Source organism: Providencia sp. 6390 (genome assembly GCF_058148425.1).
Window position 1 is genome coordinate 23,545 of sequence record NZ_JBYVYL010000011.1, and the last position, 12,220, is coordinate 35,764.

Genomic DNA, 12,220 nt, shown 5'->3' on the forward strand with positions numbered 1-12,220 from the left:
TATCATTAACAATTAAATTACGATTTCTATTGAGCTGTATAAGCTTTATACTACGCGCCAGCTATATCTAAACCCTCCTGTCTGTTGAGCATGGGAATTATCCGGTGAAGTTCGTAAAATATTTTTTTATTATTGTTATTTGTTGCATTTTTTTGGGAACCGCTTCGATTTTTGGCATGTATAAGTATGTCGAAGGTGAGTTGCCTGATGTTGCGACAATGAAAGACATCCGCTTACAAACGCCAATGCAAGTTTTCAGTGCCGATGGGGAGCTGATTGCACAATATGGCGAAAAGCGCCGTATTCCATTGCCTTTGGCCGATATTCCACCCATTATGATCAAGGCATTTATTGCCACTGAAGATAGCCGCTTTTATGAGCACCATGGTATTGATCCGATTGGTATTTTTCGTGCGGTCACTGTGATGGCGTCATCAGGGCATGCATCTCAAGGTGCTAGTACTATTACCCAGCAGCTCGCAAGAAACTTCTATTTGAGCCCAGAAAAAACGCTGATGCGTAAGGCAAAAGAGGCATTCCTAGCGGTAAGAATTGAGCAACTGTTCACCAAAGACGAGATCATGGAGTTGTATCTCAATAAGATTTACTTAGGTAACCGTGCTTATGGGGTGGGTGCTGCCGCTTATGTCTATTTTGGCAAAACCGTCAATGAGTTAACTCTCAGTGAAATTGCGATGATTGCTGGTTTACCAAAAGCGCCTTCAACATTTAACCCACTGTATTCCTATGATCGTGCAATTAGCCGTCGTAATGTAGTACTTGGACGAATGTTAGAAGAAAAATACATTACTCAAGATCAATATGAGCAAGCGAAAAGTGAGAAAATTGAGGCGTCATACCACGCGCCAAAAGTTGACTTCTCTGCGCCTTATTTGGCAGAAATGGCACGTCAAACGCTCTATGAACAACATGGTGAAGATGCTTATACCGATGGTTATAAGGTTTACACCACGGTGATCCGTAAGGATCAGCTCGCTGCAACTGATGCTGTGCGTAATAATTTGATCGACTATGATGTTCGTCATGGCTATCGCGGCCCGACAGAAGTGCTATGGAGTGCACCTGAAGCGGCGTGGACTCGCGAAAAAATCATTGAAAAGCTGAAAAAATCACCTGTTTATGGTCCGTTATTACCTGCTGTTGTGCTGTCATCCACTGACAGTGAAGCCACCGTTCAATTAGCGGATGGCTCAACGGAAAAAATTACTTTAGCGGGTGTCCGCTGGGCACGTAAATTTATCTCTGATAATCAGCAAGGTGCAACGCCAAGCAAGGTGAATGGGGTTATCAAAGCCGGAGAGCAAATTTGGATCCGTCAGGTAAAAGATAGCTGGTGGTTAGGGCAGGTACCTGATGTAAATGGTGCTTTTGTGGCATTGAACCCAAACAATGGTGCAATTATTGCTCTGGTGGGTGGCTTTGATTTCAATATGAGCGAGTTTAACCGAGTGACTCAGTCATTACGTCAGGTTGGTTCAAACATCAAACCATTCTTATACACTGCCGCTATGGATAAAGGACTGACACTCTCTTCATTACTGAATGATGTGCCAATTAGCCGTTGGGATGCGGGGGCAGGTTCAGATTGGCGCCCTAAAAACTCTCCACCTCGTTATGATGGACCCATCCGCTTAAGACAAGGGTTAGGTCAATCGAAGAACGTCGTGATGGTACGTGCAATGCGCGCTATGGGTGTTGATTATGCTGCCGATTATTTAACACGTTTTGGCTTCCCTGCTGAAAACATCAATCGCACAGAAGCGTTGGCCCTAGGTGCACCATCTTTCACACCAATGCAGATGGTGCGAGGATACGCGGTGATGGTAAATGGCGGTTACCTTGTTGATCCATACTATATTCAGAAAATAGAGGATGTAGATGGTAAGGTACTGTTTGAAGCTCAGCCTAGAGTTGCTTGCCCTGATTGTACTGATATCCCTGTTATTTTCGGTGATACTGAGCGTACCATTGAGTTGAAAGGTGTTGATGACGAGTCGACAGAAGAGGTCACCCAATCTGACGATAAAACGGCACAACAAGAACCAACGATGGAAATGGCCTCAGCAACTGAAGAAGTAACATCACAGGATAAATATGCGCCTCATGTGATCGGTACGCCACTAGCCTTCTTGATTCGAGATGCCATGATGACCAATATTTACGGTGAGCCGGGCTGGTCAGGAACGGGGTGGCGTGCAGCAAGAGATTTGGGTGGACGTCGCGATATCGGTGGTAAAACGGGAACGACAAACAGCTCAAAAGATGCATGGTTCTCAGGGTATGGCCCTGATGTTGTTGCATCAGCTTGGATTGGTTTTGATGATAATAGGCGCTCGTTAGGCCGTACCGCTGCTAGCGGTGGTGAGGCGGGTGCGAAAAGTGCTCAGCCAATGTGGGATGATTTCATGAAATCTATCCTTGAAGGCGTGCCTGTAACGATGATGAAGCCACCTAAAGGGGTGATTGCAGTTTCTATCGATAGCCGTACTGGTAAGTTAGGCAGTTCTCGTAAAGAGTACTTTATTGAGGGAACTGAGCCTAAAGAGCATGCTGTTCAAGAAGTGGGTACAACCATCTTTGAAGAAGGTGGTGGGAGCCAAGAACTGTTTTAATGCTCTTTTGGTAAGAGAACATCGTTAGGATGAGTTAAATAGGAAAACCATGATTGGTTTTCCTATTTATTTTTTAAGGGTAGGTGGTTAACAGTGATCTTTTAAAAAACGCTCAAGATAAAATAGCGCACTGACATTACGTGCTTCATTAAAATCAGGGTGTTCAAGCAATTCCATCATACGTGCAATAGGCCATCTGACTTGTTGCAAAGGTTCAGGTTCATCACCTTCCAGTTTTTCACTATAGAGATCATCGGCAATAAGAATGTTCATCTTGCTAGAAAAGTAAGAGGGTGACATGGTGAGTTTTGCCACTTGTTCGATTTGATTAGCACCAAAACCAATTTCCTCTTTTAGCTCGCGTTGTGCCGCTTCTATTGCTGTTTCACCTGGGTCGATGGCACCTTTAGGGAACCCAAGCTCATAGTCTTCAATACCCACCGCGTATTCACGGATTAGGATCAGACTATCATTGATGATGGGAACGATAAGAACGGCCTCACGTTTCCCTGGACGCATTCTTTCATAGATACGTTTTTCACCGTTGCTAAACTCGAGGTCAACAGATTGAATACTGAATAATTTTGAGTGAGCAACATCTTGAATACTCAGGATTTTTGGCTTTTTAAGCTCTGTCATAATGATCCCCGGAAAGGGTGGATAAATAAAAAATAATAGAGACAAAAAAATGTCACTTTTTATACTGCAATTCGTGATGGTTCACATCACTATGACCCATCTCAAAAAAAATTGATAGAGATTATAGGGGGAATAAAATACAGACAGTATACTCGCGGTGCTTCAAGTTATGTGTTGAGTATGGTAAATAGAGAGTACGATACTCGCCAAACGATTAATGCCTGAATAGCCACAAGGTTTACTGATGTGATTGGTTCATGAAGCGTTTTTGTATTGAGAGGGCCATATGGCCTGATTTTTGCTGCTAAGTCGTGATTTTTGTAAGCAAATAGGCAAAAAATTTGAAATATTTTGATGCGATTAAAATGTACAAAAATAGCACAGATTAATAAATAAAATTTTTCAATTACAACGTGTTGTAAATTAACATAAAAATTAGAAATAGAATAGGAATTGGCTTATTTAGAGGCAGCGTAGTGATTGCTATGCTTTTCTTTATATTATTTCATTGGGGCAAAGATGCTTAATTACGTCATTATAACGGCTATATTAATTATTAGCCTAACTATAATGGCTTCCTTTCTGTATTTCAGGCGGGGGCGGAATTCTGGTGTCTATCAGATCCCTTCTCAGGCTGAGCCTTCTTATCGCAAGATGATTGACGCTGACTACCAAACCATTTCACAGTATCTGCGTTCTAGTCTATCTTCTTCTCAAAGCCTTGAACAGCCACGATGGCAACTGAAAAAGAACCCTGTCATCGCAACGGTTTGTAATTCCGTCACACGTTTTAACCTGCGCCAAGAGAAAGCCAATAGCTGGCGTTATTTTATTGATACTATTGAAGTTAATCTCCCTTCTCAGCTTGAGCCTTATTTACAACAACAAAATGTCATGGAGTTGGTTGATACTAATCATTTGCCATTGATTATTTCGTTGAATGGTTTTTCGTTGAAAGATTTTAATGATGAATGGTCATCTGACGAAATCAGCGAGAGAGCCGTTCCTGAAGCGGCAATTCATGAACGTGGTGAACCTCATGTGCAGTTGTTGCGTGTTCGTCAAGAAACTATCGAAGAGCATCGCTTAAATCACTCATCAAGTTGGATTGGCACTCTTTTGATTTGTTTGAGTTTTCTACTGGGTTATCTCGCACTAATTGCCATCCCTTTCTTACAGTCATGGGGGTTTGCCGGTGCCTTCATTTGTTTAATTATTGGCTTGTTAGCTTTATTTCGCGTTCGTGTATTCCCTCAATCTTTGCAAGATGTGCAATGTGTATTTGGGCAGCCTAAGCGCTGGGAGCTGTATGGTGAATTGGATAAAAGGCAATCATCAACAGTTTCTATTGGAGGAATAGACCTTAACTATCCCCCTCATTGGGAGCCATATATTCAACGTGAATTGAATAAAGCGACGAATATAGATATGTACCCATCAGGGCATGTTTTGCGTTATGGGCAATTTCTTTCACTCCATGAAGAGGAACGTTATTACCCATACCGACGATATAAAAAAAACCTTTTGATACTCGCAGCAGGGTTATTGGTTTTGATTTTAATGTTTTCTTATCAATCAATGAGTTTACCCGTTAAATTAGGGTTTGCATGGTTAGAGGGCTCTGAAACGGTTAAAGTCACCAGTGTCGCTGAATTGGAAACTCGCCAATTAAAAGTCGGCGATAGCCTAACGGCAAAAGGTGTTGGGATGTGTTATCGGCCACCTAACTTCTCTGACTCAAATCAAGCACAGTTCGCTCCTTTTGATTGCTCAGGTATTTATTGGAATAATATGAATTTATCACCTGATCCTGAATCGGTGATTGTTGAACGTGCGATAAGTTTATTAAATGCAGTACAAAGCCAATTGCATCCAGAGAAAAGTAGTGTTGGTGTTAACCCTCGATTACAACGCGATATTATGAAATCAGGTATGAATATCATTTTTGATTTCTCTGAAATTATCTTAAAAACCAATGAATTGTGCTACGAAGAAACGACATGCCCTAAATTAAAAAACGCGTTAATTAACTTAGGTAGTACTGATGATTGGGGCTCGTTGGTTGCGAAAGCTTCTACTGGTAAATTGAGTGGTGCGCATGTTTTATTACGTGCAGGAAGTGCTGAGGCCTTGGAAAAGCTTGTTGAAGCCACCACATATGATTTTATCAAAGGTGAAGTTGAAAAAGAGGCCGCTAAGTTGAATAGTCCTCCTCCAGGAGGTGTGCTATTTATTAGTGATGAAAATAAAGCATTAGTTGATTCTATCGTAGGGAGCATATTTAACGATTTGACTCCCTTACAACGTTGGTTGGAACTGAAGCGAATAGCCGGTTTGTTGGTGAATACACCATTCGATGTTGAAGGTATTATTACTAATTTATCCACTGATGCAAATGGGACATTGCAGATCACGCTTCACAGTAAGCCGAGTGATGCGGTATTGTCCCAATATGTCAGTAGTTCCTTATTTGCACTTTTTCTTGCTATCGTTGTGATACTGAATGGTACTTTAGTGGCATCTCGTGTCATAAACAATAAAAGGCGCTTGCGTAATATCCAACAGTATTATGATAAGTGTTTTGAGGCAGGTAATCCCTCCAATCAAAATTGATTTTCGAATGGTGGCAGCCTCATTTTGATGATTTACAGTGAGGTCACATCATGAAACAACCCTCAATAGAACCGGTTCGCCTTGATAAATGGCTGTGGGCAGCGCGTTTTTACAAAACACGCTCGATAGCTCGCGATATGATTGATGGCGGAAAAGTTCATTACAATGGGCAGAGAACCAAACCAGGTAAGATAGTTGAGCTGAATGCGCTGATTAGGCTGAGACAAGGAAATGATGAACGTACTGTCGAGGTATTAGAGATAAGTAGCCAGCGCCGAGGCGCACCCGATGCTCAGCTACTGTATCGTGAAACTCAAGAAAGCCAAGAGCAGCGCGACAAAGTTGCACAAGCACGGAAGATGAATGCATTGACCATGCCTCATCCAGAACGGCGGCCTGATAAAAAAGAGCGCCGAACCCTGCTAAAATTTAAACAAACGAATTCCCATGGCTCCTCCTGAGGATCCAACGTAATAGAGAGACATTATGGCTAAACAAGACTTACTCCATCGCTTCCTGTTTGAACAGCACGCGGTACGTGGAGAAATGATCACTGTCGATGACACCTTTCAACAGATTTTAGATAACCACGATTACCCTGCAGCCGTTAAAGGGTTATTGGGGGAATTGCTGGTGGCAACAAGTTTGCTGACGGCAACACTAAAATTTGATGGTGATATTACTGTGCAAATTCAAGGTGATGGCCCTGTGAATTTGGCGGTTATCAATGGTAATAATCAACAGCAAATGCGCGGTGTTGCCCGTATCAATGGCCCTGTTGTGGCAGGCAGTTCATTGAAACAAATGATCGGTAACGGCTATATGGTTATTACTATCACACCAACTCAGGGTGAGCGTTATCAAGGGATTGTTGCAATTGAAGGCGATACAGTCGAAGAATGTATTGATGCTTACTTTATGCAATCAGAGCAGCTACCAACGCGTTTATTCATTCGTGTTGGTGAGGAGAATGGCAAAGCGGTTGCAGGTGGGATGTTATTGCAAGTGCTCCCCGCCGCTGATGAAACTAGCCATGAATTTTTCGATCATTTAGTGCAATTGACGGCAACGATCAAAGGCCAAGAGCTTAGTGAGCTTGATGTTAAAGAGGTTTTACGTCGTTTATATCATGAAGAAGATGTGACCTTATATGACCCTCAATCTGTTGAGTTTCGTTGTACTTGTTCACGTGAACGTTGTGAAAGTACTTTACTCACTTTATCAGAAGAAGATGTTGCCGATATATTGCAAAAAGATGGAAAAATTGATATGGAGTGTGAATATTGTGGCTCGCACTACATATTTATTGAATCTGATATTCAGGGGTTAAAAAAGGAACTAAATCAGCAACTTCACTGATACGATTTAGCAACCTAATTATGTGATCAGGGTGCAATTTTGCACCCTTTTTTTATATTTTTAAAGGCTTATTACGTGCTCTAAGTCTCATAATGAATTAAAAAAAATTATACATTTTCAATTCTTTGATAGCTATCGCTGTTAATTAGTCGTAAAGAATTATGATCATCTGTAGATTAATTATGATTATCAGGAGCAATAATAATGAGCGCTAAAAGTATTACCACGAAGGATCTCGAGCAGTATGGCATTCATGATGTGGCAGAAGTTGTTTATAACCCAAGTTATGAGCTGCTATTCAAGGAAGAAACCAAACCTGGATTAGAAGGCTATGAGCGTGGCACTGTGACAACATTAGGTGCTGTTGCCGTTGATACTGGCATTTTTACCGGCCGTTCTCCGAAAGATAAATATATCGTCCGTGATGATGTAACACGCGATACTGTCTGGTGGGCTGATCAGGGCAAAGGTAAAAATGATAACAAACCGATGACTCAAAAAGTCTGGAGTGAGTTAAAGCATTTAGTGACAGAACAGCTGTCAGGCAAACGCCTATTTATTATTGACGCATTCTGCGGCGCAAACGCAGACACTCGCCTGAAAGTACGCTTTATCACGGAAGTGGCGTGGCAGGCTCATTTCGTTAAAAACATGTTTATTCGTCCAACAGATGCGGAACTGGTTGGTTTTGAGCCAGACTTCATTGTGATGAACGGTGCAAAATGTACTAACCCAAATTGGAAAGAGCAAGGTCTGAATTCAGAAAACTTTGTGGCCTTCAACCTGACTGAACGTATGCAGTTAATTGGTGGCTCATGGTACGGCGGTGAAATGAAGAAAGGTATGTTCTCAATGATGAACTACCTGCTGCCACTGAAAGGCATTGCTTCTATGCACTGTTCTGCTAACGTGGGTGAAAAAGGCGATGTTGCTATTTTCTTCGGCCTATCGGGTACGGGTAAAACAACACTGTCGACTGATCCAAAACGTAAGCTGATCGGTGATGATGAGCACGGCTGGGATGATGATGGTGTGTTTAACTTTGAAGGTGGCTGCTATGCAAAAACCATCCACCTCTCTAAAGAAGCTGAGCCAGATATCTATGGTGCTATCAAACGTGATGCATTGTTAGAAAACGTCATGGTATTGGCAGATGGCAGTGTTGATTTTGATGATGGCTCAAAAACAGAAAATACGCGTGTTTCTTACCCTATCTATCATATCGACAATATTGTTAAGCCTATTTCTAAAGCGGGTCATGCAACAAAAGTTATTTTCTTAACGGCTGATGCATTTGGAGTGCTGCCTCCAGTTTCTCGCTTAACGCCAGAACAAACGCAATATCACTTCCTATCTGGTTTTACCGCGAAATTGGCGGGTACAGAACGTGGTGTGACTGAACCAACGCCAACGTTCTCTGCTTGCTTTGGTGCTGCATTCCTTTCATTGCACCCAACACAATACGCAGAAGTTTTAGTGAAGCGTATGGAAGCAGCTGGTGCGAAGGCTTATTTAGTCAATACTGGCTGGAACGGAACAGGTAAACGTATTTCAATCAAAGATACGCGTGCAATCATCGATGCAATCCTAAGTGGCGATATTGAGAAAGCAGATACCATTGAGCTGCCAATTTTCGATCTGGAAGTACCGACAGCACTACCAGGTGTTGATACTAACATTCTTGATCCACGCAATACTTATGCAGATAAATCACAATGGGATGAGAAAGCAAAAGATTTGGCTGATCGTTTCGTGAAAAACTTTGATAAGTATACAGATACTCCTGCGGGTGAGGCTCTGGTTAAAGCAGGCCCTAAACTGTAATTAGTTTGTAAGTTATTAAATAGATGAGGCCCTCAATTGAGGGCCTTTTTGGTATTGAAGCGTTATTCAGCGGCAGGTAAATCGAACAGTAAGATTTCGCTACCTTCACTTGCTTTGATTGTTAGTTGATTTTCTTGCCAAATCGCTAACCCATCGCTAGTAGTTGCAGTTTGATCATTCACTTCAACAGTGCCTTTGACGACTTGGATCCAAACAACCCGCTTATCGGCAATGGTATAAGTTTGTGTGTCGCCTTGTGGTAATGCCCAACGCCATAATGTCATATCCTGATAGACTTTCAGTGAGCCTTCTCTTGCATCAGGAGAGAGGACTAATTGCTTGCCACCCGCTGAATCAAAACGTTTCTGCGCATAGCGAGGCTCGATACCTGTTTTTTCAGGTAAAATCCAAATTTGATACAGGTGCAAACGGTTTTTGTCATCAGGGTTGTACTCTGAGTGACGTATACCTGTACCCGCGCTCATGATTTGAAATTCACCCGCAGGGATCTGCTCCATGTTACCCATGCTATCTTTATGTTCCACTGTGCCTTCAAGAACATAAGTTAAAATTTCCATATCTTTATGGGGGTGAGTACCAAAACCTTGCCCTGCATCGATAAAGTCTTCATTGATGACACGCAGCGCTGAGAACCCCATAAATTGTTCATCATAGTAATTGGCAAATGAAAAAGTATGCCAGCTGTCTAGCCAACCATGATTAGCGTGGCCACGGTCATTTGCTTTGCGTAAATAGATCATTGTGTCATCTCCTTAAAAGCATGCCCGAATCAGTGTGGGTCAGCTCTAAACTTGTTGATAATAGTTTAGCGAATTTGCCTAAAGAGAGAAGTAGATAGGATTGACCGTAGGATCCAAAAAATTTGAATAAAAAAGTAGATAAAAAAATAGCCAGCACAAGGCTGGCTAAACTAAACACTGGAAGCAATGTGAGCAATGTCGTACTGCCAAGACAGTGGCTGAGTAAGCTATGTCGTGGGAGTGATTTGATGATAATGGTTATCACTATCGTTTGTAAAGCGTTTTTTTTAATCAAAAAGGTATAATTTATGCTAAAAATTGTAATTATATGATTTCTATAAAAATTAAAAATATCCATTATTTTTCAATGGATTAATTTTTTTCGCTAAAACGAGATTTTTGAATGAAGTCTGTTAATAGTAAGGGTATTACTAGCATGTTAAGAGTAATTTAAAATAGTTTATATTTTTATTGAACAATCGCTATCATTCTCATAAGCTTACCTTAAGTTAAATAACAAGGATGGTTTACATGGCCTATAAGTATGACCCTGTATTAAAAACGGTTATCGATGCAGATGATAAATTCAGTTTTCAAGAAGCACCTAATTACGATGAGTTATCTTATCAGGCTAGTTTACTCAAGATAAAGTCTGTTCTTAATGACGAAGAAGATGATGACAATGTAGCAGCTGTGATTACGGTTGAAGAAGCTGATTATATTTTAAAAAATTCTGAGACACCTACGCCTTTCAAAGACCCTAAAGAAACGTTATTTGGCATTAGTGATTTCATATCTAATTTTTCAGGTAATGTCTATGAAGCACATAGAGTACTGAGAATTCTCAATGAGTTTAGAAATATTAATATTACTGCAACCGAATATGTAGGAGCAAATGGTAATACTTATATTCGACTATCTGGACATGCTGGAATTAGAGCTTATTTAAATGGAACTCGATATTTAATCAATAACCCTCGTATTTTATACATGGGTGTTGGTACTCAAGGTATGAATAATGTATCAGTAGGTGCCGCACGCTTTGCTATTGTTTTCTCGGCAGCTTACAGAGTGGTTGAGTTGATATTTAAAGATGAGTACTCATTAGTTGATTTTTTTGTGAATGTCACAATGGATATGGCAAAGCTTGCTATTAGTATTCAGATAACTGCGGCTATTACAGGAGGCATAACTACAGCCGCCTTGGCGACAGGAACAAGTGTTATGCTTGTTGCTTTAGGTGTATTTGCTGTGGGGTTATTAATTGGGCTAGCATTATACTGGTTAGATGAAGAGTTCCAAATTAGTACTACCATTATTAAAGGTTTAAAAAATCATCGAAGAAGAAAGCCTGAAACGCCTTATCATCCAGACCAATTTTTCTCTCAATGGGGGAGGTTCAGTCGTGGTTAAAATAGATCCTACAAAATTAATATTATCGTCTATAGCTCTTTTACTTTTAGCTATTTTCGGCATCTATCTATCAACTACATATTATATTGATTATTTCAAAATGAAACCTAGAATTTTATTCTCATTTCAAACTGGATTTCCTTGTTTTGCAGCTCCTTTAGTTCTGTATTTTTCATATTATAGTTTTATTTTGGGATACAATAAAAAACTACAAAAGATGAATAATAAGCTGGCTGGTTACTTAGGGATTATTTGTATAATCGGTATAGTTTTTAGTTTCTTTTTTTCAATTTATGTCAGTATTGATTTAACATCTAAAGGCTACTATACGTGCTATAAATCATCTATTTTTGCACCAAATGAATATGTTATATCAAAGGATATGTGTAAATAATACACATACCCTGACTGGTTTTTACTTAATCATCTCACTATTGATACTGTAGCTGGATGTGTTCGCCATTAAGTGATTTCTTGATATTGACTCATATTTCATTTGAATACGTTGATATGGCATAGAGTCATTATCTTTTATAGAGTCTGGAAAAATATCAGAAATTTCAATTAATGAAACCCCTGTTAGTTTGATCTCATAATATTTTTCAAGCTGCCCACTTTGGCTTGTTCTGTAAAATGCGAAGATAGCTTCTAAAACTTCATTGCCGTCCAGTGCGACAGACAGTAATGGGGATGATTTATCAATAGGCTTAGTAAATACAACTGGCCTATAAGATGCATTCTGCTCTCTAAAAGAACCACTATTTAACCCAATAACTTGAATTTCATCTTCATGGCCAATTTGATAACGATTTCCTATTGAGTCAAGGGATGAACAACCTGCAGAGATGAGCCCTTGGTTTTTGCCTTTTAAAACCAAATAAATCGGATTTGCCATAAAAACTCCATGTAATAAAAAAATTTGATATCGATAAATAATAACAATGCTAACCAATGTTAAATATTAATTTAACTTATGGT

At 40.3% G+C, this 12,220-nt stretch carries 10 protein-coding genes; 7 read left to right on the forward strand and 3 right to left on the reverse strand.

Annotated elements, in window-relative coordinates:
- Positions 1-104: 104 nt before the first annotated feature.
- A complete protein-coding gene (gene mrcA, locus AC3Z9T_RS19080) occupies positions 105-2,633 on the forward strand; it encodes a peptidoglycan glycosyltransferase/peptidoglycan DD-transpeptidase MrcA (protein WP_490127674.1) in 2,529 nt (842 codons plus the stop codon).
- 87 nt (positions 2,634-2,720) lie between these two features.
- Here mrcA and nudE read toward each other — a convergent pair whose 3' ends face one another.
- Positions 2,721-3,272 (reverse strand): ADP compounds hydrolase NudE, encoded by a 552-nt coding sequence (gene nudE / locus AC3Z9T_RS19085; protein WP_490127675.1) that lies wholly within the window; start codon positions 3,270-3,272, stop codon positions 2,721-2,723.
- A gap of 519 nt (positions 3,273-3,791) precedes the next feature.
- On the opposite strand from nudE, the gene AC3Z9T_RS19090 reads away from it, so the two are divergent.
- From AC3Z9T_RS19090 to pckA, 4 genes are all read left to right on the forward strand, one after another.
- Entirely contained in the window at positions 3,792-5,885 is a 2,094-nt protein-coding gene (locus AC3Z9T_RS19090; RefSeq protein WP_490127676.1) for an IgaA/UmoB family intracellular growth attenuator, read from the forward strand.
- A gap of 50 nt (positions 5,886-5,935) precedes the next feature.
- Complete coding sequence (gene hslR / locus AC3Z9T_RS19095; RefSeq protein ID WP_490127677.1) at positions 5,936-6,346, forward strand: ribosome-associated heat shock protein Hsp15; 411 nt, start codon at positions 5,936-5,938, stop codon at positions 6,344-6,346.
- Positions 6,347-6,371: 25 nt separating this feature from the next.
- Complete coding sequence (gene hslO / locus AC3Z9T_RS19100; RefSeq protein WP_490127678.1) at positions 6,372-7,244, forward strand: Hsp33 family molecular chaperone HslO; 873 nt, start codon at positions 6,372-6,374, stop codon at positions 7,242-7,244.
- A gap of 204 nt (positions 7,245-7,448) precedes the next feature.
- A complete protein-coding gene (gene pckA, locus AC3Z9T_RS19105) occupies positions 7,449-9,068 on the forward strand; it encodes a phosphoenolpyruvate carboxykinase (ATP) (RefSeq protein ID WP_490127679.1) in 1,620 nt (539 codons plus the stop codon).
- Positions 9,069-9,130: 62 nt separating this feature from the next.
- Here pckA and AC3Z9T_RS19110 read toward each other — a convergent pair whose 3' ends face one another.
- Positions 9,131-9,829: a pirin family protein gene (locus AC3Z9T_RS19110; RefSeq protein ID WP_490127680.1), complete on the reverse strand. Its 699-nt coding sequence runs from the start codon at positions 9,827-9,829 to the stop codon at positions 9,131-9,133.
- Positions 9,830-10,360: 531 nt separating this feature from the next.
- On the opposite strand from AC3Z9T_RS19110, the gene AC3Z9T_RS19115 reads away from it, so the two are divergent.
- Positions 10,361-11,242 carry a hypothetical protein gene (locus AC3Z9T_RS19115; protein WP_490127681.1) on the forward strand — a complete coding sequence of 294 codons (882 nt, stop codon included), beginning with the start codon at positions 10,361-10,363 and terminating at the stop codon, positions 11,240-11,242.
- A complete protein-coding gene (locus tag AC3Z9T_RS19120; RefSeq protein WP_490127682.1) occupies positions 11,235-11,636 on the forward strand; it encodes a DUF1240 domain-containing protein in 402 nt (133 codons plus the stop codon). Before AC3Z9T_RS19115 ends, AC3Z9T_RS19120 begins: the two co-directional genes overlap by 8 nt.
- Before the next feature lie 21 nt (positions 11,637-11,657).
- Here AC3Z9T_RS19120 and AC3Z9T_RS19125 read toward each other — a convergent pair whose 3' ends face one another.
- On the reverse strand, positions 11,658-12,137 hold the full coding sequence (locus tag AC3Z9T_RS19125) for an Hcp family type VI secretion system effector (RefSeq protein WP_490127683.1): 480 nt from the start codon (positions 12,135-12,137) through the stop codon (positions 11,658-11,660).
- Positions 12,138-12,220 lie beyond the last annotated feature (83 nt).

Bases quoted from the DNA above. Each gene is read 5' to 3' on its own strand.
- pckA (WP_490127679.1), top strand. From the start codon at position 7,449: ATGAGCGCTAAAAGTATTACCACGAAGGATCTCGAGCAGTATGGCATT.
- hslO (WP_490127678.1), top strand. From the start codon at position 6,372: ATGGCTAAACAAGACTTACTCCATCGCTTCCTGTTTGAACAGCACGCG.
- AC3Z9T_RS19115 (WP_490127681.1), top strand. From the start codon at position 10,361: ATGGCCTATAAGTATGACCCTGTATTAAAAACGGTTATCGATGCAGAT.
- hslR (WP_490127677.1), top strand. From the start codon at position 5,936: ATGAAACAACCCTCAATAGAACCGGTTCGCCTTGATAAATGGCTGTGG.
- nudE (WP_490127675.1), bottom strand. From the start codon at position 3,272: ATGACAGAGCTTAAAAAGCCAAAAATCCTGAGTATTCAAGATGTTGCT.
- AC3Z9T_RS19090 (WP_490127676.1), top strand. From the start codon at position 3,792: ATGCTTAATTACGTCATTATAACGGCTATATTAATTATTAGCCTAACT.
- AC3Z9T_RS19125 (WP_490127683.1), bottom strand. From the start codon at position 12,137: ATGGCAAATCCGATTTATTTGGTTTTAAAAGGCAAAAACCAAGGGCTC.
- AC3Z9T_RS19110 (WP_490127680.1), bottom strand. From the start codon at position 9,829: ATGATCTATTTACGCAAAGCAAATGACCGTGGCCACGCTAATCATGGT.